We start from the raw sequence: 21210 nt of genomic DNA on the forward strand, positions 1-21210 counted from the left end.
CCCCGCTGGGCTGCAAAGCAGCCCCAAAACTTGCCACCACAGTTTCTACAGGCACACCGCATGTGAGCAAATGACGACTGCTGCGCAGCCGAGCGGGGATAAATCCCCTCACCACAAGGATGCTGTGCAGATCCGGGATGTTGTCTGTGTGAGGAAAGGACTCCCTGTGGCTGGCAGATTTATCAGTCATGCAGGGATTCCCTGTGGCGAGGGGATTCATCCCCGTTGGGCTGCGTAGCAGCCCCAAAACCTGCCAACACGGTTTCTACAGGCACACCGTGCGTGAGCAAATGGCGACTGCTGCGCAGCCGAGCGGGGACTCCCTGTGGCGAGGGGATTCATCCCCGTTGGGCTGCAAATCAGCCCCAAAACCTGCCACCACAGTTTCTACAGGCACACCGCATGTGAGCAAATTGCGCCTGCTGCGCAGCCGAGCGGGGACTCCCTGTGGCGAGGGGATTCATCCCCGCTGGGCTGCAAAGCAGCCCCAAAACCTGCCACCACAGTTTCTACAGGCACACCGCATGTCAGCAAGTTGCGACTGCTTCGCAGCCGAGCGGGGACTCCCTGTGGCGAGGGGATTCATCCCCGCTGGGCTGCAAAGCAACCCCAAAACCTGCCGACACGGTTTCTACAGGCACACCGCATGTGAGCAAATGGCGACTGCTGCGCAGCCGAGCGGGGATAAATCCCCTCACCACAAAGATACTGTTCACATCCCGGGATGTTGTCTGTGTTGAGGAAAGGATTCCTGTGGCTAGCAGATTTATCAGTCATGCAGGGACTCCCTGTGGCGAGGGGATTCATCCCCGCTGGGCTGCAAAGCAGCCCCAAAACCTGCCACCACAGTTTCTACAGGCCCTCCGCGTGTGAGCAAATGACGACTGCTGCGCAGCCGAGCGGGGACTCCCTGTGGCAAGGGGATTCATCCCCGCTGGGCTGCAAAGCAGCCCCAAAACCTGCCGACACGGTTTCTACAGGCACACCGCATGTGAGCAAATGGCGACTGCTGCGCAGCCGAGCGGGGACTCCCTGTGGCGAGGGGATTCATCCCCGCTGGGCTGCGAAGCAGCCCCAAAACCTGCCACCACAGTTTCTACAGGCACACCGCATGTGAGCAAATTGCGCCTGCTGCGCAGCCGAGCGGGGATAAATCCCCTCGCCACAAGTAGGCTGTGTACATCCCGGGATGTTGTCTGTGTGAGGAAGAAATCCACCTATTCCATAGAACTGTTGTGCTCAGAGCCAGTAGGCATCCCAAAGCGGGTAATCACCGAGGTTATCGACCAGCCCGGCTCGCAAGGGATTATTGATGATATAGCGGGCGATGGGCTCCAGGTCCTCGCCGTCACGGATCGCACGGTCGTGGTAGCCGGTTTGCCACAGCGGTCCGTGACGTCCGGTTTTTCTGTTAACCGCATGCGTACAGCGAGCCTTTACACCGCCAATGACTTCGCCAAGGGAGCCGCGTTGCAATTGCATCAGCCAATGAAAGTGGTCAGGCATGACAACCCAGGCGATGGACTGCGCGACTCCTTGCTCATGAGCCCGGCGCAGTTCGGCAACCAGTAACCGGCCGGTCTGCCAATCTGCAAATACGGGCTGGCGTTCGTGGATGACAGAGGTGATGAAATAGGCACGACCGTTTTCCGGGAAACGACCTTGGCGCAAACGGTGGGAATTGGGGCGGACTGGCATGTGAGCTTCCTTGCATGTGCTCCTGGCTTTTTCAAAGGTTAGTGGTTGCCTGCCCCGCTCGGCGCTGCAAATGTTGAGCGAAATTTCTGAATCCGTCGGGCGATTTATCCGTGATCAAGCGAGGCGAGACATCACACAGTGGATCAAATGCCCCAGAGCTGAAACATGACGCTGCACCATCGCTGTGCAATACTTCGCGGCTTTTTCAGTGGCGACTTTTCCTACGTAACGCAGGTAATGCCTCTCCGCAGAACCCACTATTGCCGAGAGTTGTCGCTGAATGTTGTGACTTTTAGAGTGAAAAATCCTGTCCTGAGCTTTTTATACTGCACGCCCCGCTGATCTTTCAGGCCCGCCCTGCAAGACGCGTCTGCCCACGAAGCCGACGCGGTTTCCTGCCCAGCCAAGGCCTATCGGCCGACGCTTCGAAACTCGGTGGTCATATCCAATAACAAGACGAGGTTGTACCCCTATGCCAGTTGGCAATCCTCTGCCGCACGGCGACACCGCTTCGGGCGGTCCGCTCAAACGAGAACTCGGCGAACGGCATATCCGCCTGATGGCGCTCGGTGCCTGTATCGGCGTCGGTCTGTTTCTCGGTTCGGCCAAAGCCATCCAGATGGCCGGCCCGGCGATCATGCTTTCCTACATCCTTGGCGGTCTGGCGATCCTGGTGATCATGCGCGCACTCGGCGAAATGGCCGTGCATAACCCGGTGGCCGGTTCGTTCAGCCGCTACGCGCAGGACTATCTCGGTCCGCTGGCAGGCTTTCTCACCGGTTGGAATTACTGGTTTCTGTGGCTGGTGACCTGCGTCGCAGAAATCACTGCGGTGGCGGTGTACATGGGTATCTGGTTCCCGGATGTGCCGCGCTGGATCTGGGCCCTGGCGGCGTTGATCAGCATGGGCTCGATCAACCTGATCGCGGTGAAAGCCTTCGGCGAATTCGAATTCTGGTTCGCCCTGATCAAGATTGTCACCATCATTGCCATGGTCATCGGCGGCGTCGGCATCATCGCCTTCGGTTTCGGCAATGACGGCGTGGCGCTGGGCATTTCCAACCTGTGGGCCCACGGCGGTTTCATGCCCAACGGCGTGACCGGTGTGCTGATGTCGCTGCAAATGGTCATGTTCGCCTACCTCGGTGTCGAGATGATCGGCCTGACCGCCGGTGAAGCGAAGAATCCGCAAAAGACCATTCCCGACGCGATCGGCTCGGTGTTCTGGCGGATTCTGCTGTTCTACGTCGGCGCGCTGTTCGTGATTCTGTCGATCTACCCGTGGAACGAAATCGGCACCCAAGGCAGCCCGTTTGTGATGACCTTCGAGCGGCTGGGCATCAAGACCGCAGCCGGTATTATCAACTTCGTGGTGATTACTGCGGCGCTGTCGTCGTGCAACGGCGGCATCTTCAGCACCGGGCGCATGCTCTACAGCCTGGCGCAGAACGGCCAGGCCCCGGCCGGTTTCGCCAAGACCTCGAACAACGGTGTGCCACGCCGGGCGCTGCTGCTATCGATCGCGGTGTTGCTGCTGGGCGTAGTGCTCAACTATCTGGTGCCGGAAAAAGTCTTCGTCTGGGTCACCTCGATTGCCACCTTCGGTGCGATCTGGACCTGGGTGATGATCCTTCTCGCCCAGCTGAAATTCCGCAAAGGCCTGAGCGCCAGCGAACGTGCCGGCCTCAAGTACAAGATGTGGCTGTACCCGGTCAGCTCGTACTTCGCCCTGGCGTTTCTGGTACTGGTGGTCGGCCTGATGGCGTACTTCCCGGATACCCGCGTGGCGCTGTATGTCGGGCCGGCGTTTCTGGTGTTGTTGACGGTGTTGTTTTACTTGTTCAAGTTGCAGCCGACGCAAGTGTCGCAAGGTTCGGTGCGTTCGGTTTCTTGAACCGTAAGTGCGTAAACAACGAAGCCCTGATCGAGAGATCGGGGCTTTTGGGTTTGATGGGCACGGCGATTAACGGTGAACGCATTGAAATCGCACGCGATGAGCAATTGACACGTGAGTACGACAAGATGACCGCTGGTCGGATAAAGCCCTCTACCTGTAATTTCTGACAGTAGACCGTTTTCAAGCTCCGGCCTAGCTTGGAGGTCCGTCCTCTGGAAGCGGCTGGCAACCACCATGAAAGGATTCTCTGCAACTACCGTTATCGGACTGGCCGATGCGCTCATCCATTGGCAAATATTTTTCGTGCTCTGTCAGGCGGCCGCCCTGAGTCAGGCAGCCAGCAACTTTGCGGCGTTCTGCGTAGCTGCTGCGCTCTCTTTCTATCTGAACATGCTTTATATCTTTGAAAGGGAAACGCCGGTATTTCCCTATCTGATGTTCATCGGCCTGATGGGCGGCGTCAGTTTTGGCGTGGGTGTCATCGCGGACGTCTGGCGCTTGTCCGGGCTGGTGACGGTCGCTTCGTTTTCGCTGGTGAATATTGTTTCAGGGTACTGCGTTTTCCGCTTTGTCCTTTTTAGAGGGCGACGGGCATGAACGTCTCGCTGCCTGACGTACTGCCGATGTCAGCGTCCTGCGCTACTTCAATGCCCTTCGTGGTTGATCTGGACGGGACCCTCGTCAAATCTGATCTGCTGTTCGAATGTGTGATGTCCTTTGTCCGCAGCAAACCATTGCACTGCCTGAAACTTTTACCCTGGCTCTGGCATGGCAAGGCGTATCTGAAAGATCGACTGGCAATGGCGACGGACATCGATGTCGCGACTTTGCCCTATGATCCCGACGCGCTCCGGATGATTGAGGAACAGCGCAATGCCGGTCGGAAAGTTGTTCTGGCCACGGCCAGTCATCACACATTGGCGGTACGTATCGCCGAGCACCTGAAGCTCTTTGATGACGTTTTGGGTACGACCCTTGAGCAGAACCTTTCCGGAACGAACAAGCGTGATGTGCTGGTGACGTTATATGGGGAAAAAGGGTTCGATTACATCGGTAACTCGCTGGACGACTTGCCGATTTGGCGCTCGGCCAGACGTGCATATATCGTCAACCCTTTAGCAGGCGTCGAACGCGCCACCCGGCACATGGATAACGTAGTTCAGGTGGTTCAATCTCGGGTTACGTACTTCAGAAGTTTGTACAAGGCCTTGCGCATTCATCAATGGATGAAGAATGTGCTGATTTTCGTTCCCCTTCTTGCGGCGCATCTAATGGCCAATCCGCTGCTGTTGGGGCGCGGCATGCTGGCCTTCATACTTTTCGGCTTGTGTGCATCGAGCGTCTATCTCCTGAATGACTTGCTCGACCTGAACGATGACCGCAAGCACCCGACCAAACGCCACCGACCTTTCGCCAGTGGATCGTTATCTATCCAGTCCGGTCTGGTGGTTTTTCCCCTGCTGTTGTCAGCTTCGTTCATCGGTGCCTGGTTGTGGCTGCCTCATCCATTCGTTGCCGTGCTCGCCTCTTATTACATTTTGACGCTGGTGTATTCGCTGGCGCTGAAGCGGTTGATGGCACTGGATGTGATCGCCTTGGCGCTGCTTTATACCTTGCGCATCATTGCCGGTGGCGCCGCGTTTGGCCTCGACCTGACGGGGTGGATGCTGGCTTTTTCCATGTTCATGTTTTTGAGCCTCGCGCTGGTCAAGCGCTATGCCGAGCTGTTGCTGGCGCTGCACAGCGGCATCACCGGTAAGACCGGCGGCCGCGACTACTTTCCTGCTGACCTGGCAATGCTCTCCTCTTTGGGGGCCGCATCCGGTTATCTCGCCGTCCTGGTGTTAGCGCTTTACATCCATGACAGCGTGACTACCCAGCTGTACGCATCTCCCCGATGGCTCTGGTTTGCCTGCCCATTGATGCTGCTCTGGATCACCCGTATCTGGCTCCTGACGCATCGCGGCCGCATGAATGAGGATCCGGTGGTTTTCGCACTGCGTGATCGCTTGAGTCTGGTGATGGGAACGGCGTTCTGTCTGATTTTCTGGGTGGCGGCATGATGGCCTCGCTGGCTTCCTGGGGAAACTATCCCCATGCCCCGCAGAGTGGTCGTCCCTGCCACTGGCAAGCGGATATCAGACCGCAGTGGCAGCATCTGATCGAATCTCACGGCACAACGTTACCGTTTGGCAATGGCCGCAGCTATGGCGATAGCTGCATGGCCGCAAGCGATCATGTGCTGCAATTACGCCCCCTGAACCGCTTCATCGAAGCCGATTGGGAAAACGGTGAGATCTGCGCAGAAGCGGGTGTGACACTGGGCGAGATTCTGCAATTGGCCATTCCCCGCGGCTGGTTTTTACGCGTCACGCCCGGTACGCGGCATGTAACGCTGGGTGGGGCGGTGGCCAATGACGTCCACGGGAAAAATCACCATCGCTGCGGCACGTTTGCTCATTCGCTGGTGTGTTTTGAACTGCACCGATCCGTGCAATCGCCGATGGTCTGTTCGCTGCGGGAAAATCCTCAGTGGTTTGCTGCAACGATCGGCGGGCTCGGCCTGACGGGCGTGATTACCTGGGTGCGCATTCGTCTGCGCAAGATCCAGTCGAGCCTGATCGACAGCGCACGGGTGCGTTTTGACTGTCTGGATGATTTTTTTGCCCTGTCGGCCGACATGGATGCGCAGCATGAATACAGCGTCGCGTGGATCGATTGCCTGGCCAAGGGCAATGCGCTAGGGCGCGGATGCTTCACGGCTGGTGATCATTGCGTGGCGGGGCGCCTTGAGGTCGCTGCACCACGTTCTCTGTCTGTCCCGATCCGCCCTCCGGTATCGCTGATCAATTCGCTCACCTTGAAACTGTTCAACGATCACTACTGGAAACGGCAGCCAGCGAACGGACAACATCAAAAGGTTAGCTACAGCTCGTTCTTCTATCCGCTGGACCGTATCGAAAACTGGAATCGCATCTACGGACGCAGAGGTTTCCAGCAATTTCAGTGCGTATTGCCGGCCTCGGTTGCAGCCGTGGCACTGGCCGAATTACTCAAGTCGATTGCGCGTAGCGGCAGTGGCTCTTTCCTCGCGGTGCTCAAGCGTTGTGGCGACATTCCTTCGCCGGGATGGCTTTCCTTTCCTATGCCCGGTACTTCATTGGCGCTGGACTTTCCACACGACATAGATCTGCCGAAAAAACTTCTGCCGCGTCTCGACGCCATCGTGCGGGAAGCAGGCGGTCGTTTGTACCCAGCCAAGGACGCTCACATGAGCGGCAGCGATTTTCGCCAGGCCTATCCCGCCTGGGAGCAACTGGAAGCGATGCGCGACCCGGCCCTGATCTCCCGTTTCTGGCAGCGAGTCACTCGATGAAAAAAATACTGATTGTGGGCGCCACCTCGGCGATTGCCTGCGCTTGCGCACGATTGTGGGCGGCTGATCGCAGCGAATTGTTCCTGGTCGGCAGGGATGCGCAAAAGCTCCAGCAAACCAGTGTCGATCTGCAGGCTCGAGGTGCCAGAGCCGTGACCACGTACGTCATGGACGCCAGTGATATCGCCGCACATCCGGTCATGTACGAGAAGTGCCTGGCGACGTTGCAGACGGTGGATATCTGTCTGATTGCCTATGGCTCGCTGCCAGATCAGTACGCGTGCGAACAACACGTTGAACAGGCCATGGAGCAGTTCGCCAATAACGGCAGTTCAATGATCGCGCTGTTGACGCTGTTGGCAAACCGCATGGCTGTCCAGCAGTACGGCACGCTGGCGGTCATTTCCTCGGTTGCCGGGGATCGAGGACGACCTTCCAATTACCTGTACGGCGCGGCAAAGGCGGCCGTGTCCACGTTCTGCGAAGGCCTGCGGGTACGCTTGTTCAAGGCGGGTGTGCATGTGATCACGATAAAGCCCGGGTTAGTCGACACGCCCATGACGCAAGGGCTGGCGCTGCCCTCCTTGCTTGTAGCGCAACCGGATACGGTTGCCCGGCGAATAGTCAGAGGGATCAATCGACAGGTGGCGGTGCTGTATGTGCCCGGGTTTTGGGGGCTGATCATGTGGCTGATTCGGGTGATGCCGCAGCCGTTGTTCAAGAGGCTGAACCTGTGAATCAGAGACTGATGTTATCCGGGTGGCGCTATCGCGTTTTGATTGGCTCGGTAATCTGCTCCGCCCTCGCTTATCTCGCTGTTTCCCTGTGGGGTGGGTGGTCGGCTGTGAGCGTGGCGGTCAGTCGAGTGGGCTGGTGGCAGTGCGGGCAAATCGTCAGCGTGGTTTTGCTTGGATACGGTCTGCGTTTCTTGCGTTGGCAGGGTTATCTGTCTGCCCTGGGCCACCGGTTGCCCTGGCGGCCGAGCTTGAACATCTACCTGGCCGGATTCGCCCTGACGACTACTCCCGGCAAGGCCGGGGAGGCGTTGCGCGGTGTTTTGCTCAAACGTTTGGAGGTGCCTTACGCACAGAGCTTTGCCGCGCTGTTCAGTGAGCGGCTTGCGGACCTGCTGGCGATGGCGGGCCTGGCATTGTTCGGCTTGAGCGCGCATCCGGAATGGTTGTCGATGATCGTCGCCAGTTTCGTCCTCCTGGCATGCGGTGCATCGATGATGTTTTCCCCAAGCCTTGCCAGCGCGATTGATCGTCGCACTGAGCAACGGCACGACAGATTCTCGCGGTTGCTGGGGCATGCCGTTCAGGTATTGCGTCAGTCGCGCCGCTGTCATTCTCCTCGTCGCGTCATGGGCGCAACGCTATTGAGCCTGCTGGCCTGGGGGCTTGAAGCATTGGCGTTTTACTGGATTTTGCAGGCGATGGGCGCGGACGTGAGGCTGACGTTAGCGATCTTTATTTATGCGGTGGCCATGTTGGCGGGGGCGTTGAGTTTCATGCCGGGCGGCTTGGGCAGTGCCGAAGCAGTGATGCTAGCGCTGCTGGTTTCAGGCGGAGTCGGGTTGGCAGATGCGATCGCGGCGACGGTTTTGTTGCGGCTGGTGACGTTGTGGTTGGCGGTCGGGGTGGGGATGCTCGCACTTTTATGGAAGAGGTCGGTAGCCGGTTTTGCTCATGGCTGAGTAACTACTGAGGAGATGAAAATGGACATTGAGTCGCGAAAGTACAAGTTGGCAATGCACCTGTGTCTGATTGGCGCGATTGGATTTGGCCTGTATGTAAGGTTGCGCAACATCGATGCTACTGGCCTGTGGCTGGATGAGGCCTTCAGTGTATCGGTAAGCGATCCGCAAAATGGATTCTTTGACGTTTATCGAACTACATTGAATGATGTTCATCCTCCCTTTTATCAGATTTTACTGTGGGCTTATTATCATGCTGTCGGATTTGGAGAGCACACAGGGCGGTATCTCTCTGCGGTAATCGGCGTGCTGTTGATTCCCGCTATATTCCTCCTCGGGCGCGAATTGTTTGATGAGCAAATAGGGCTCATCGTTGCGTGGTTGGCATCGGTCAACAGTTTTTTGGTTCAGTATTCGCAAGAGACTCGCTCTTATGCGCTTTTGACGTTGCTTACCGTTTTGTCTTTTGTGGTCTTTTTGCGTTGCTTGAGTCGAGGCAGGGGGCAGGATTTTTTTTGCTACTGGCTGATTTCCGCTGCACTGATAAATACTCATTACTTCGGCTATCTGCCGGTCTTTGCTCAGGTGCTTGTGTTGCTTCGCATGATCTTGCGCAGTGAAGTCCAGAGCCAAGTTATATACAAGTTCGCTTGCGCTGGATTTTTCGCCGCGTTAACCGTGGTTCCTGCTTTATCGTACGCTGAGAGTAGCTTTTCGCGGGAGTTCTGGATTCAACCGCCTGAGGATGTGTTTTTTTTCAAGGTTTTCCTGTCGTATTTTGGAGATTCGTTTTTAGCTGCTTTGTGCGCAGTAATCTTGATTACAGGGCTGGTTTCGATAGCTGGAAATCCTGCAGGCGCAAGTACTTACAGGCTGATTATGTTCTGGGGGGTAGTAGGAATTGTGGTGCCCTATGTCTGTTCTGTTTATCTACGGCCGGTGGCGACTATACGCAATTTTATTTTTCTTCTGCCTGCGGTATTGCTGGTAGCTGCGCACGCGGTTGGCAATATAAGAGATGTGACAGTAAAAATGTTAATGCTGGTGGTTTTGATGACATTTTCTGCTACGCCTTTATTCAAGGATGTCAGTTATCTAAGGGATCCTGAAAATCCCTACTCCCGCGAAACGCACATGAGAGATATCGTCATCTCTGTAATGGGTAAGTCAAAGGTGTTGCCAATTTATTCGCTTGATGCGGTTCAGTTTGGCGTCTATTTCAAATTGCTGGAGTCTCCGCTGCTTGTGAATAATTTAGAGAAGCTGAAAGCTGATTTGTCGTTGCCCGGTCGCCCAAAAGATTTTTATGTTCTGGAAACGAACTATGGTGCTGGCTTTGCTCAGGAAGTCGAACTTTTGCAAAGATACGAAGCAAAAATTATCGATAAGGAAGAAATAGGTCATGTGCGTTTGTTCAAGATACGTACGTTTGCACCATGATCGGTAAGGGTGTGCATTCCGAATGGAAATGCACACCTTTCAGCCGTTACGCAGCGACGACTTCTGCCGGCTCAAAACTGTCCGCCCGCGCCATCTGCCACATCCGCGAATAGAACTCGCCATTCACTTCGCCAGTAAGCAATTCCCCCGGTTTCAGAAACACATGCAGCTGCGAGAACAGTTTGATCTCGGTTGCCGACATGCGACGCACCAGATGCTTGGCCGACAGTTGCGATGGATGATCGAGCCCGGCAGCAGCGAGCATCTCCGCCAGCGCTTTGAGTGTGCTGCGATGGAAGTTGTAGACGCGCTGGGCTTTGTCCGGCACCACCAGAGCGCGTTGGCGCAGGGCGTCCTGGGTGGCGACGCCGGTCGGGCATTTGTTGGTGTGGCACGACTGTGACTGGATGCAGCCGATGGCGAACATGAAGCCGCGCGCCGAGTTGGCCCAGTCGGCGCCGATGGCCAGCACGCTGGCGATGTCGAAGGCGCTGACGATCTTGCCGCTGGCGCCGAGTTTGATCTTGTCGCGCAGGTTCAGGCCGACCAGGGTGTTGTGCACGAACAACAGGCCTTCGCGCATCGGCACGCCGATGTGGTCGGTGAACTCGACAGGCGCTGCGCCAGTGCCGCCTTCCTTGCCATCGACGACGATGAAGTCGGGAAGGATGCCGGTTTCCAGCATAGCCTTGGCAATGCCCATGAATTCCCACGGATGGCCAAGGCAGAACTTGAAGCCCACCGGCTTGCCACCGGACAGTTCGCGCAGTTGCTGGATGAACTGCATCATTTCGATCGGCGTGGAAAACGCACTGTGGCGCGACGGCGAAACGCAGTCTTCGCCCATCAGGATGCCGCGGGTCTCTGCGATTTCTTTGGTGACCTTGTGCTTGGGCAGGATGCCGCCGTGGCCGGGTTTGGCGCCCTGGCTCATCTTGATTTCAATCATGCGCACTTGCGGATTCTGTGCCTGTACGGCGAAGCGCTCCGGGTCGAAACGGCCGTCGCTGGTGCGGCAGCCGAAGTAGCCGCTGCCCAGCTCCCAGGTCAGATCGCCGCCGTGTTCGCGGTGATACGGGCTGATGCTGCCTTCACCGGTGTCGTGGGCGAAATTGCCGAGTTTCGCGCCCTGGTTCAACGCGCGAATGGCGTTGGCACTTAGCGAGCCGAAGCTCATCGCCGAGATATTGAAGATCGACGCCGAATACGGCTGCGTGCACTGCGGCCCGCCGACAGTGACGCGGAAACCGTTCGGGTCGCTCAACGGCGCCGGGCGCATCGAGTGGCCGATAAATTCGAAGCCGGACTGGTAGACGTCGATCAGCGTGCCGAACGGTTTGTCAGCGGTTTCGTTTTTCGCTCGCGAGTACACCAGCGAACGCTGGGCGCGGGAGAAGGGCAGGGCGTCGCTGTCGGATTCGAGCAGATACTGGCGAATCTCCGGGCGGATACCTTCGACCAGATAACGGATGTTGCCCAGAATAGGATAATTGCGGCGCACTGCATGGCGCGTCTGCAACAAGTCGAACACGCCGAGCAGGCTCAGCACCGCGGTGACGGCGGTGATCGGCCACAGCCAGTCATGTTCGAGAAAGGGCAGGCTGGCGAGGGTGAAAATCACGCAGACGGCAAAGAAGGCGTAGCGGCTCAGCAGCGACAGGCTCATACGGTTTCCTTGGTTCGGACTCAATTTTGTGCAACGGCACGCATTTCTGTGGGAGCGAGCCTGCTCGCGAAGACGGCGGACCAGCCAACCTTGATGTCGGCCATGAGGGCCTCTTCGCGAGCAGGCTCGCTCCCACAAAAAGCGTTAGTCACATCGTTTCAGGCGTTCTGCGCCTGCAGAAAAATCGAAAACAGCTCGGACTGGGATTTGATCCCCAGCTTGCTGTACATGTGTTTCTTATGGACTTTCACGGTTTCCACGGAGATTTCCAGCTTGCGGGCGATTTCCTTACTGGAACAACCGCTGAGCATCAAACGCCCGACGTCCAGTTCCCGCGCGGTCAATTGGGCGCCCTTGAGCTGTTGCACCGAGGCTTCCAGTTGCACCCGCCAGTCTGCCTGCGCAGGTGCGACGGCGAGGGCCACGGTTTCGTTGATCTCGTACGGCAGACGCTGGCGCAACAGACCCAGCACCCACGGTTGAATCAAAGACAGCAAAGCGATCTGTTCACCAGTGAAACGTTTTTCACTGCCCAGCGACAGGCACAGCGTGCGCTCGCCTTCGAGCTGGCAATTGAACTGGATTTCGTCGGCCACTACATTCAGACGAAAGTATCGCTGGTAGTACTCGGTCAGCTCGAAATGCTCCGGCGCGACTTCCGAAAGGCGATACAGGCCGGTGCGCGACTGCTCGCGGCAGGCGATGTAGAACGGATCGAGTAGATACAGCCCGCGCAGATAATCCTGGAACAACGGGTCCGGGCTGCCGTCCTCGCCGGGGCATTCGGCGAAGACTTGCGGATGCTGATCGGCACTGAACAGCAGCACCACCCAGCTATCGAACGCTACGTATTGCTCAAGCAGTCGCACCAGTTGCGCCCAGAAATTGGGCTTGTCGAGCGCGTCGATCAATTGCCCGACGGCGCGGTGCCAAGTGATGTCATTCAACGAAAGTGTCATCGATCTACCCCTATCGGGTTACCCCGGCCGCGTGATTCCCTGGCCGGTTGCTTGCTGCGCATACTGGCCCACAGACAGGCACCGGGCAATCTTTCCGGGCCGGGCCACATAACAAGGGATAACCATGAAAGTCGAACTCGCCCAACTGGCGGGCCGTGACAACGACACGGCTTACAACCTGCAACGCGCACTGGCGGCGATTGCTGCCTGCGCGGCCGACACGCAAATGATCGTATTCCCGGAAACCCACCTGATGGGCTTCCCCAACGCCGAAACCGTGGCGCAGATCGCCGAACCGCTCGACGGCCCGACCGTCAGCGCCGTGCTCGGGGCGGCGCGTGAGCGCAACATCGCTGTGGTGATCGGCATGGCCGAAAACGACAACGGCCGCTTCTACAACACCACGCTGCTGATCACCCCCGAAGGCATCGCCCTGAAATACCGCAAGACCCATCTGTGGGCTTCGGATCGCGGCGTGTTCGAAGCCGGCGACCGTTACGCCACCTGTATGTGGAACGGTGTGCGCGTGGGCCTGCTGATCTGCTACGACATCGAGTTCCCGGAAACCGCCCGCGCCCTGGCGCAACTGGGTGCGGAATTGCTCATCGTCACCAACGGCAACATGGACCCGTACGGCCCGACCCACCGCACCGCGATCATGGCCCGCGCCCAGGAAAACCAGGCGTTTGCGCTGATGGTCAATCGCGTCGAGGCGGGGGATGACGGCCTGGTGTTTGCCGGCGGCAGTGCGCTGGTCGATCCGCTGGGTGCGCTGCTGTTCGAGGCCGGGCGCGAAGAAGGGCGGTTCAGGGTCGAGCTGGATTTCACGCAACTGGAGATTGCGCGCAAGGATTATCGCTATCTGGATGATCAGCGTTTGAAGTTGCCGGGGGAGGTGGTGGAGCAGGCTTCTGGTCTGCGCGAGCTGCTGATTCCTTGACCTGCTGTACCTGATCGTTCCCACGCTCTGCGTGGGAACGCAGCCCGGGACGCTCCGCGTCCCAAGAGCGGACGCAGAGCGTCCATTGAGGCATTCCCACGCAGAGCGTGGGAACGATCAGCCACACCCGAATTTTCGCCGAACCCGGCTCTGCCATAAATCCAATAACATTCGGAGTAAGTCGCCCATGGCTCGTTTGCAACGCACCCTTTCGCTAGGGTCGGTGGTGCTGTTCGGCATCGCCTACATGACGCCGATCATTGTTCTCGGCACTTTCGGCATCCTCGCCCAGTCCACCGCCGGCATGGTGCCGACCGCCTATCTGGCGGCGCTGGTGGCGATGTTCTTCACCGCCATGAGTTACGGACGCATGGCCGCCGCTTTCCCGGTCGCCGGTTCGGCTTACAGCTATGTGCGCAAGGCGATCAGTCCGAAACTCGGTTTCATTGCCGGCTGGGCGGTGTTGCTCGATTATCTGTTTCTACCGATGGCGATCTGGCTGATCGGCGCCGCTTATCTGGCTTCGGCATTTCCGTCGATCCCGCAATGGATCTGGGTGCTGGCGTTCATCGGCATCACCAGTGCGATCAACATCGTCGGGCTGAAACTGGCTAACGGAATCAACGCCTTGCTGATGCTGGTGCAGTTCCTCGTATTGATTGCCTTCGTTGCGCTGTGCGTGCACTACATCGGCGGCGATGCGAGCACGCCGCTGTGGTCGATCAAACCGTTCTTCAACGGCGACATGCAGATGCCGCTGATCATGAGCGGCGCGGCGATTGCCTGCTATTCATTCCTTGGCTTTGACGCTGTGAGCACCCTGACCGAAGAGACCCGCGATCCACGCCGCACCATTCCCCGGGCGATCATGCTGATCACCCTGATTGGCGGCCTGATCTTCGTCGGCGTTTCGTACTTCGTGCAGATCGCTCATCCATCGTTCCAGTTCGACAGCGTCGACTCGGCAGCCTATGAAATTGCGCGCAACATCGGTGGCGACCTGTTCGTGTCGATCTTCCTGATCGGCCTGATCGTCGGCCAGTTCGCCTCGGGGCTGTCGGCCCAGGCAAGTGGTTCGCGACTGTTGTTCGCCATGGGCCGCGACGGCGTCTTGCCCAAATCGTTTTTCGGCACCTTGCATGCGCGCTTCGGCACACCGGTCAACAGCATTCTGTTGTGCGCGGCGGTGGCGTTGCTGGCGCTGAAACTCGACGTTACCACCTCGACCTCGTTCATCAACTTCGGCGCGTTCCTGGCGTTCAGCCTGGTCAACCTGTCGGTGATCTTCCACTACTGGATCGGCGGCGAGAAAAAAGGCCCGCGCGAGCTGCTGCTGTTTCTGCTCTGCCCGCTGATCGGTCTGGTCGCCGACCTGTGGCTGATGGTCAGCCTTGATCATCTGGCGGTGTGGCTGGGGCTGAGCTGGCTGGCGATTGGTGTGGTGTATCTCGCCGTGCTGACCGGTGGTTTCCGCCGTCAGCCGCCGGAACTGGATTTTCAGGAAGCGACCTGAGCTTCGTGGCTTGGCTTCCCTCTGACGGGCATGGGATCCTTGGCGCTTTTGCGCCAAGGGATTCCTTTATGTCGACCATTCACATCGCCGCTGCGCTGCTGCTCAACGCCCAAGGCCAGACCCTGCTGGTGCGCAAGCGCGGCACCACGGCGTTCATGCAACCGGGTGGCAAGATCGAAGCCCACGAGTTGCCAGTGCACGCATTGGCCCGTGAGCTGGAAGAGGAACTCGGGCTTCACATCGACCCGGCGCAGGCGATTTTCCTCAACAGTTTTTCCGCCCCCGCCGCCAACGAGCCGGGCTTTATTGTCCATGCGGAAATATTTCAACTGACCATCGACACTGATGTCTGCCCGGCGGCGGAGATCGAGGAAGTCATCTGGGTCGATCCGGCCACTGATCCGGCGCTCGAGCTGGCGCCATTGACACGCGAGCACATCCTGCCGTTTTATCGCCGTTCACTGACGGCACTCGCCTGATCATTCCCGCAAAGGACTTTGCCATGATCCCGTTGCAAGACCTGCTGATCTTCGCCGCCGCCGCATTGCTGATGGTGCTGACGCCGGGGCCGAACATGATCTATCTGATCTCGCGGTCGATCTGTCAGGGGCGCCGCGCCGGAGTGACTTCGTTGCTTGGCGTGGTCGGCGGGTTCTTCGTGCATATGTTCGCCGCGGCGGCGGGTTTGACGGCGGTGTTTCTCGCCGTGCCGATGGCTTATGAAGTGTTGAAATGGGCCGGCGCGTTGTACCTGCTGTGGCTGGCCTGGCAAGCGCTGAAACCCGGCGCACGTTCGCCGTTCGAAGCGCAGCAATTGCCGCCGGACTCGTCGCGCAAGCTGATCACCATGGGCTTTCTCACCAGTGCGCTGAACCCGAAAATCGCCGTGTTCTATCTGTCGGTGTTTCCGCAATTCATCAGCCCTGAGCACGGCTCGGTGTTCACCCAAAGCATCATCCTCGGCCTGACGCAGATCAGCGTCAGCTTCAGCGTCAATCTGTTGATCGCGCTGTTCGCCGCAGGCATAGCCTCGTGGTTTGTGCGCAACCCGACGTGGCTGGCGATGCAGCGTTATTTCATGGGCCTGGTGCTCGGCGGCCTCGCCGTAAGGCTAATGCTCGAACAACGCCGGGCCGCCTGACATGTGGATCGAACGGCTGGACGCCAGCCATGCCCTGGCTTACCGCGAACTGATGCTTGAAGCCTATGACCGGCATCCGCAGGCCTTCACTTCCAGCGTGCGCGAACGCGCAGTGATGCCGTTGAGTTGGTGGGAAGGGCGCCTGACCAGCAAGCTCGATGTGGTGTTGGGGGCATTCGATGCCGGGACGTTGGCCGGGATTGTCGGCCTGGCTTTCGAGCCGCGCGAGAAGGCGCGCCACAAGGCAACGCTGTTCGGCATGTATGTCTCGGCGGATTTTCGTCGCCGGGGCCTGGGCTTTGATCTGGTGCAGGCGGCGTTGGCCGAAGCGCAAAAGCATCCGGCGTTGAAACTGCTGCAGCTCACCGTGACTGCCGGCAATGACGCGGCTTTCCAGTTGTACCGGCGTTGCGGCTTCATTCAGTACGGCCTCGAACCGCTCGCCGTGCGGGTGGGCGAAGAGTATTTCGACAAGATCCACATGTGGCGCCAGCTCTGACCCAGCGATAATTTCCGCCTACTGATCGTTCCCACGCTCTGCGTGGGAATGCAGCCCGGGACGCTCTGCGTCCCATCCAAAGCCGAACGCAGAGCGTCCGTTGAGGCATTCCCACGCAGAGCGTGGGAACGATCATCTCCTGCACAGTAGATCAGCGTACGGCGCTGACACCATCGAGGGTCGAAAACGAGGTGTCCTTGGCGGTCAGCAGGAAATCGCGCATGTACGGCGCGTCGAGCATGTCGGTGCGAATCGCCGCGTACAGTGTCGCAAACAAGCCCTTTTCACCCAGCCGCTTGCCCTTCACATAACCGCGCGAGCTGTATTCATGCAGCGCCCAGTGCGGCATGCCGCAGACGCCACGGCCGCTGGCGACCAGTTGCATCATCATCACCGTCAGCTCCGAAGTGCGCACCTGCGCCGGTTCAATGTCGGCCGGTTCGAGGAAGCGGGTGAAGATGTCCAGGCGATCACGCTCGACCGGGTAGGTGATCAGCGTTTCCGTCAGCAAATCTTCAGGAACGATGTACGGCTTGCTCGCCAGCGCATGCTGGTTGGCCACCGCGAGCATGGCTTCGTAGGTGAACAGCGGCACGTAAGTGATGCCGGCAATTTCCAGCGGATCGGAGGTCACCACCAGATCCAGATCGCCACGGGCCAGTGCCGGCAGCGGGGCGAAAGCGAAACCCGAAGCCAGGTCCAGCTCGACTTCCGGCCAGGCATCGCGGAACTGGTCGATGGTCGGCATCAGCCACTGGAAGCAGCTGTGGCATTCGATCGCCATGTGCAGACGCCCGGCGGTGCCACCGGCCAGCCGACCAATGTCCCGTTCCGCAGCACGCAACAGCGGCAGAGTGGCATCGGCCAGTTGCAGCAGGCGCAAACCGGCGCTGGTGAAGCGCACCGGTTTGGTCTTGCGCACGAACAACTGCATGCCCATGCGCTCTTCCAGCTCTTTGAATTGGTGCGACAGTGCTGACTGTGTCAGATGCAAACGGTCGGCGGCGTCGACCAGGCTGTCGGCCTCGCGCAGGGCATGCAGGGTTTTCAGATGTCGGATTTCAAGCACCGGCGGGGCTCCATGAAGAAAACTTGTGACGAATGCGGGGAAGGTGAGTTTGTCTCATGACGTTGGCTTTGTCGATCTGCCGGCCAGGATCCGGCGATGCAATCGACAGCCGACCGCTCGGCACTCTTCATCAAACTGTCATGCAACTGTGGCAGCGCGCTTGTACGAACTTCATCAGACTCGCGCTCTACTGGGGTGCTGGGTTTTGGTGTTTTTCATGTTCAAGAGATTGTTTTCAGTCGCGGCCGCGTTGGCCGCGCTTTTGTTCGGGGCCGGCTCGTTTGCAGCCGGACGCTGCGATGTCAACGTGCCGACCGAGCACGCCGAGCTGGCGCAGGTCAGTCTTGCCTATCAAAGTATCGGCCGCGCATCGGACCCGGCGCTGTTGCTGGTCATGGGCCTGGGTGGGCAGTTGATTCACTGGCCGGATGAAGTGGTTGTCGCTTTGTGCCAGCAGGGTTTCCGGGTGATCCGCTATGACAACCGCGACGTCGGATTGTCGACCTGGCGGCAGGCGCCGATCGAGGCCAATCTGACCTTCGAAGTGCTGCGTTACAAACTCGGTCTGCCGGTCTCGGCCCCTTACAGCCTGACTGACATGGCCGACGATGCGCTGGGCTTGATGACCGCGCTGAAGGTTGAGCAATTCCACGTGCTCGGCGCGAGCATGGGCGGGATGATCGCCCAGCACATGGCGGCGATGGCGCCGCAGCGGGTGGAAAGCCTGACGCTGATCATGACCACTTCCGGCGCTGAAGGCCTGCCGGCGCCGAGTGCCGCGCTGGTGCAGTTGCTCTCGCGGCGGGGCGCGCCGAACCGCGAAGTGGCGCTGGAGCAACAGGCCGATCTGCTCGCGGCACTCGGTAGCCCGGCGGTGACGGATGATCGTCAGGCCTTGCTGCAACAGGCGGCGGCGTCCTACGACCGTGCATTCAACCCCGAAGGCGTCAAACGGCAAATCATGGCGATACTTGCCGAACCCAGTCGCGTGGCTTTGCTCAATCAACTGCGCGTGCCGACGCTAGTGGTGCATGGCACTGCCGATCCGCTGCTGCCGGTGATGCACGGCGTACATCTGGCGGCGCACATTCAGGGCAGTCAGTTGAAACTGATTCCGGGGCTGGCGCATCGCTTTCAGGAGGCGTTCAAGGAACCGTTGCTGGCGGCGGTGCTGCCGTATCTGCAGGCGCATCGCGAGGATACTTCGCATTGGGCGCAGGTCGATCCGGCGGCGCCGAACAATCTGCTGTAAGAGTGCGCCAGCATCCTGTCGCCAAAAAAATATCAATGTGCCACTATTGTTTGCCGCGTTGTTGCCGATAAGGCGCAGGAACGTTTTCAGACATAGGGACTTGATCCATGATTTTTCGCGCTACACGTCAATGGGCCGCGCTGGCTCTGCTCGCCGTACTGACTCTCACCGGCTGCGCCCATGTGCAACCGCCCGTGGCCCTGGACAAACAGTTCTGGGATGCCAAAGAGCCGACCATCGGTGTGGCCATTACCGTCGTACCGTCGCCAGTGCTGGCGCTGACCGGCAATCAGGGCATCCTCGATTACGCCATTAATGCCGGCGTCAACAGCAAGCTCAGCGCCAACGTCGAAACCTGGCAAGTGCGCGATCTGGAAACCCTGCCCGACGCCATCGTCGCCAAGCTGCAGGCCAAGGGCTACAAGGCCAAGCGCATTGATGAAAAGGTCGATCTGAAGACCTTCAAGGAAGTCGATTTCCGCGAGGGTTACATGACCAAGGACCTGTCGCCGATGAAAGCCGCCCACGGCATCGACCGTCTGCTGCTGGTGTCGATTTATGCCACCGGTGCCACCCGCAGCTACTACAGCATCGTGCCCACCAGCGTGCCGATGGCCCAGGTCGGCGGCCAGGGCATGGTGATTGATCTGTCGGACAACAAACTCTTGTGGTACCAGCCATTCGCCGCTGTGCAAGCCGCGCAAGGCGAGTGGGACGAGCCGTCCTACACCAACCTGTCCAACGCGTTTTATCAGGCGATGGATAACAGCCGGCAGCAAATGATCGCCCCGTTCGCGCAATGAAACGTCTGGCGCTGACCATTGCGGTGATCTCGCTGCTGGCGTTGCCTGGCTGTGCGCAGAAACCGGCACCCGAGGCCGGTTTCAAGGATCAGGCGGCGATGAGCTATGTGCAGGCTCACGGGCTCAAGGTCGACGTGCAACTGCCGGCGGAATTCGTCGGCGCCAGCACGGTGATCGACAGCAAGGCGGCAGTGAACGCGGCCAATTCCAGCTACACACTGGTGTCGAGCTCCGGCGCGGGCGCTGGGCTGGCGGGGATTCTGGTGGCCAGCCTGATCAACACGCAAATGGGTTCCGGTACGTTACAGCGCGATGCCGAAAAAGCCGCGCTGAACGAATCGCGGCCGCTGGCCGACCTGCTCGCTGGCGTGCCGTTGCAGGAGCGCTTGCAACAGCGTTTTCAGGCGGCGTCGCAGGTGTCCGGATTCAAGCAGGGGGCAGGTGCGGTGACGGCACGCTTGCTGATCGAACCGAAGCTGATGCTGACGCCCGATCGCGGCAGTTTTGTGCTGGTCAATCAGGTGCAATTGCAGGATATCGCCGGCTTGCCGCTGTACCGCATGCGCATCGAAGTGGCCAGTCAGCCGATTCGTCGTTGCGGCAAGCAATGCATCGACGACGGCGCCCTCGACCTGGCCAAGGTCACCGCCGTGCTGGATGAATGCATTGATGAATCCATGCGCGTGTTGAGCGCCGACCTGATGCAACCGACGCCACCGCCCGCCGCGCAGGAAACCCTGCGTTACGTGCTCGACGGCCAGCGCGTGGTCGAGCGCGGTTATCAACTGGCGCAGAACGGCAACTACTGGCGCTACCGCAATCTCTACGGTGCGGTGAAGTCAGTGCCGGTGCCGTTCGAGGATGCCTTGTCGTCCGCGCAACTGGCCCGAGTCTACGGTCGCTAGAGGCAGATGCGCGTGGGTTCAGGCATGCAGCCTGACCCACACGCTCACCAATACCGTCGCCGCCATCAGCCACGCCACCGCCGCGACGGCCAGCGATGCTTCCAAGCGCATGCGGTCGACCATCACATACAGCGTCGCCAGATACACGAAGTAGGGAATGATCGACCACATGCCGAACACGATCGTGGTCTTCAGATCGTCGACCGAGCGGCCTTTGCCGACGATGTAGTGGGCAATCAGGGCAAAGGTCGGGAACAGCGGCACCAGGCCGGCGATGTAGTAGTTTCTGGTCTTGGACAGTGCCGCGAGGATCAGTACCACTGCCGCGCCGATCGCGGCTTTGAGAATCAGATCCA

20 protein-coding genes are annotated in these 21210 nt (G+C 59.0%); 15 read left to right on the plus strand and 5 right to left on the minus strand.

Annotation, left to right across the window (positions count from 1 at the left end):
- Positions 1–1239 precede the first annotated feature (1239 nt).
- A complete protein-coding gene (locus J5M66_RS21050; RefSeq protein ID WP_207808423.1) occupies positions 1240–1698 on the minus strand; it encodes a transposase in 459 nt (152 codons plus the stop codon).
- Between the two features lie 472 nt (positions 1699–2170).
- Between J5M66_RS21050 and J5M66_RS21055 the strand changes: the two genes are divergently transcribed.
- The 7 genes from J5M66_RS21055 (at position 2171) to J5M66_RS21085 (ending at position 10107) form a co-directional block, all read left to right on the plus strand.
- Positions 2171–3592, plus strand: coding sequence for an amino acid permease (locus J5M66_RS21055; protein ID WP_125925657.1), 1422 nt, complete (start codon positions 2171–2173; stop codon positions 3590–3592).
- A 237-nt stretch (positions 3593–3829) separates the two neighbouring features.
- Positions 3830–4192: a GtrA family protein gene (locus J5M66_RS21060; RefSeq protein ID WP_207808415.1), complete on the plus strand. Its 363-nt coding sequence runs from the start codon at positions 3830–3832 to the stop codon at positions 4190–4192.
- Complete coding sequence (locus J5M66_RS21065; RefSeq protein WP_223630805.1) at positions 4189–5658, plus strand: UbiA family prenyltransferase; 1470 nt, start codon at positions 4189–4191, stop codon at positions 5656–5658. Before J5M66_RS21060 ends, J5M66_RS21065 begins: the two co-directional genes overlap by 4 nt.
- Positions 5655–6971, plus strand: coding sequence for an FAD-binding oxidoreductase (locus J5M66_RS21070; RefSeq protein ID WP_207808412.1), 1317 nt, complete (start codon positions 5655–5657; stop codon positions 6969–6971). Before J5M66_RS21065 ends, J5M66_RS21070 begins: the two co-directional genes overlap by 4 nt.
- A complete protein-coding gene (locus J5M66_RS21075; RefSeq protein ID WP_110646221.1) occupies positions 6968–7708 on the plus strand; it encodes an SDR family oxidoreductase in 741 nt (246 codons plus the stop codon). Before J5M66_RS21070 ends, J5M66_RS21075 begins: the two co-directional genes overlap by 4 nt.
- Positions 7709–7719: 11 nt before the next feature.
- A complete protein-coding gene (locus tag J5M66_RS21080) occupies positions 7720–8667 on the plus strand; it encodes a lysylphosphatidylglycerol synthase transmembrane domain-containing protein (protein ID WP_166554641.1) in 948 nt (315 codons plus the stop codon).
- 21 nt (positions 8668–8688) lie between these two features.
- Entirely contained in the window at positions 8689–10107 is a 1419-nt protein-coding gene (locus tag J5M66_RS21085; protein ID WP_177434922.1) for a glycosyltransferase family 39 protein, read from the plus strand.
- A 46-nt stretch (positions 10108–10153) separates the two neighbouring features.
- On the opposite strand, the gene J5M66_RS21090 is transcribed toward J5M66_RS21085, so the two are convergent.
- Together J5M66_RS21090 and J5M66_RS21095 are read right to left on the minus strand one after the other, a co-directional pair.
- Positions 10154–11773, minus strand: a complete 1620-nt coding sequence (locus J5M66_RS21090; protein WP_016773376.1) for an FMN-binding glutamate synthase family protein — start codon at positions 11771–11773, stop codon at positions 10154–10156.
- A 158-nt stretch (positions 11774–11931) separates the two neighbouring features.
- A complete protein-coding gene (locus tag J5M66_RS21095) occupies positions 11932–12732 on the minus strand; it encodes a LuxR C-terminal-related transcriptional regulator (RefSeq protein WP_016773377.1) in 801 nt (266 codons plus the stop codon).
- Between the two features lie 124 nt (positions 12733–12856).
- Here J5M66_RS21095 and J5M66_RS21100 point away from each other — a divergent pair, with 124 nt between their 5' ends.
- From J5M66_RS21100 to J5M66_RS21120, 5 genes are all read left to right on the plus strand, one after another.
- Complete coding sequence (locus J5M66_RS21100) at positions 12857–13672, plus strand: carbon-nitrogen hydrolase family protein (RefSeq protein ID WP_206421624.1); 816 nt, start codon at positions 12857–12859, stop codon at positions 13670–13672.
- Between the two features lie 187 nt (positions 13673–13859).
- Positions 13860–15185, plus strand: a complete 1326-nt coding sequence (locus tag J5M66_RS21105; RefSeq protein WP_207808411.1) for an APC family permease — start codon at positions 13860–13862, stop codon at positions 15183–15185.
- A gap of 68 nt (positions 15186–15253) precedes the next feature.
- Positions 15254–15664, plus strand: a complete 411-nt coding sequence (locus J5M66_RS21110; protein WP_123443746.1) for an NUDIX domain-containing protein — start codon at positions 15254–15256, stop codon at positions 15662–15664.
- Between the two features lie 23 nt (positions 15665–15687).
- The gene (locus J5M66_RS21115; RefSeq protein ID WP_123443745.1) at positions 15688–16326 is read left to right on the plus strand and encodes a LysE family translocator; all 639 of its coding nucleotides are present in this window, start codon (positions 15688–15690) and stop codon (positions 16324–16326) included.
- Position 16327: 1 nt separating this feature from the next.
- On the plus strand, positions 16328–16825 hold the full coding sequence (locus J5M66_RS21120; RefSeq protein ID WP_123443744.1) for a GNAT family N-acetyltransferase: 498 nt from the start codon (positions 16328–16330) through the stop codon (positions 16823–16825).
- A gap of 151 nt (positions 16826–16976) precedes the next feature.
- On the opposite strand, the gene metR is transcribed toward J5M66_RS21120, so the two are convergent.
- The gene (metR, locus tag J5M66_RS21125; protein WP_016773382.1) at positions 16977–17894 is read right to left on the minus strand and encodes a transcriptional regulator MetR; all 918 of its coding nucleotides are present in this window, start codon (positions 17892–17894) and stop codon (positions 16977–16979) included.
- Positions 17895–18111: 217 nt separating this feature from the next.
- On the opposite strand from metR, the gene J5M66_RS21130 reads away from it, so the two are divergent.
- From J5M66_RS21130 to J5M66_RS21140, 3 genes are all read left to right on the plus strand, one after another.
- Positions 18112–19146 (plus strand): alpha/beta hydrolase, encoded by a 1035-nt coding sequence (locus J5M66_RS21130; protein ID WP_076564013.1) that lies wholly within the window; start codon positions 18112–18114, stop codon positions 19144–19146.
- Between the two features lie 107 nt (positions 19147–19253).
- On the plus strand, positions 19254–19949 hold the full coding sequence (locus J5M66_RS21135; RefSeq protein WP_024014168.1) for a hypothetical protein: 696 nt from the start codon (positions 19254–19256) through the stop codon (positions 19947–19949).
- The gene (locus J5M66_RS21140) at positions 19946–20854 is read left to right on the plus strand and encodes a hypothetical protein (RefSeq protein WP_123443743.1); all 909 of its coding nucleotides are present in this window, start codon (positions 19946–19948) and stop codon (positions 20852–20854) included. The genes J5M66_RS21135 and J5M66_RS21140 overlap by 4 nt, the downstream gene beginning before the upstream one ends.
- Before the next feature lie 18 nt (positions 20855–20872).
- Here J5M66_RS21140 and J5M66_RS21145 read toward each other — a convergent pair whose 3' ends face one another.
- Entirely contained in the window at positions 20873–21202 is a 330-nt protein-coding gene (locus J5M66_RS21145) for a GlpM family protein (RefSeq protein ID WP_177342732.1), read from the minus strand.
- Positions 21203–21210 lie beyond the last annotated feature (8 nt).

Source organism: Pseudomonas sp. 67(2021) (assembly GCF_017491835.1).
Classification (GTDB): Bacteria; Pseudomonadota; Gammaproteobacteria; order Pseudomonadales; family Pseudomonadaceae; genus Aquipseudomonas; species Aquipseudomonas atacamensis.

What these genes read in the sequence shown, in the direction of transcription:
- J5M66_RS21050 (WP_207808423.1), bottom strand. Translation starts at nt 1,698, where the DNA reads ATGCCAGTCCGCCCCAATTCCCACCGTTTGCGCCAAGGTCGTTTCCCG.
- J5M66_RS21055 (WP_125925657.1), top strand. Translation starts at nt 2,171, where the DNA reads ATGCCAGTTGGCAATCCTCTGCCGCACGGCGACACCGCTTCGGGCGGT.
- J5M66_RS21060 (WP_207808415.1), top strand. Translation starts at nt 3,830, where the DNA reads ATGAAAGGATTCTCTGCAACTACCGTTATCGGACTGGCCGATGCGCTC.
- J5M66_RS21065 (WP_223630805.1), top strand. Translation starts at nt 4,189, where the DNA reads ATGAACGTCTCGCTGCCTGACGTACTGCCGATGTCAGCGTCCTGCGCT.
- J5M66_RS21070 (WP_207808412.1), top strand. Translation starts at nt 5,655, where the DNA reads ATGATGGCCTCGCTGGCTTCCTGGGGAAACTATCCCCATGCCCCGCAG.
- J5M66_RS21075 (WP_110646221.1), top strand. Translation starts at nt 6,968, where the DNA reads ATGAAAAAAATACTGATTGTGGGCGCCACCTCGGCGATTGCCTGCGCT.
- J5M66_RS21080 (WP_166554641.1), top strand. Translation starts at nt 7,720, where the DNA reads ATGTTATCCGGGTGGCGCTATCGCGTTTTGATTGGCTCGGTAATCTGC.
- J5M66_RS21085 (WP_177434922.1), top strand. Translation starts at nt 8,689, where the DNA reads ATGGACATTGAGTCGCGAAAGTACAAGTTGGCAATGCACCTGTGTCTG.
- J5M66_RS21090 (WP_016773376.1), bottom strand. Translation starts at nt 11,773, where the DNA reads ATGAGCCTGTCGCTGCTGAGCCGCTACGCCTTCTTTGCCGTCTGCGTG.
- J5M66_RS21095 (WP_016773377.1), bottom strand. Translation starts at nt 12,732, where the DNA reads ATGACACTTTCGTTGAATGACATCACTTGGCACCGCGCCGTCGGGCAA.
- J5M66_RS21100 (WP_206421624.1), top strand. Translation starts at nt 12,857, where the DNA reads ATGAAAGTCGAACTCGCCCAACTGGCGGGCCGTGACAACGACACGGCT.
- J5M66_RS21105 (WP_207808411.1), top strand. Translation starts at nt 13,860, where the DNA reads ATGGCTCGTTTGCAACGCACCCTTTCGCTAGGGTCGGTGGTGCTGTTC.
- J5M66_RS21110 (WP_123443746.1), top strand. Translation starts at nt 15,254, where the DNA reads ATGTCGACCATTCACATCGCCGCTGCGCTGCTGCTCAACGCCCAAGGC.
- J5M66_RS21115 (WP_123443745.1), top strand. Translation starts at nt 15,688, where the DNA reads ATGATCCCGTTGCAAGACCTGCTGATCTTCGCCGCCGCCGCATTGCTG.
- J5M66_RS21120 (WP_123443744.1), top strand. Translation starts at nt 16,328, where the DNA reads ATGTGGATCGAACGGCTGGACGCCAGCCATGCCCTGGCTTACCGCGAA.
- J5M66_RS21130 (WP_076564013.1), top strand. Translation starts at nt 18,112, where the DNA reads ATGTTCAAGAGATTGTTTTCAGTCGCGGCCGCGTTGGCCGCGCTTTTG.
- J5M66_RS21135 (WP_024014168.1), top strand. Translation starts at nt 19,254, where the DNA reads ATGATTTTTCGCGCTACACGTCAATGGGCCGCGCTGGCTCTGCTCGCC.
- J5M66_RS21140 (WP_123443743.1), top strand. Translation starts at nt 19,946, where the DNA reads ATGAAACGTCTGGCGCTGACCATTGCGGTGATCTCGCTGCTGGCGTTG.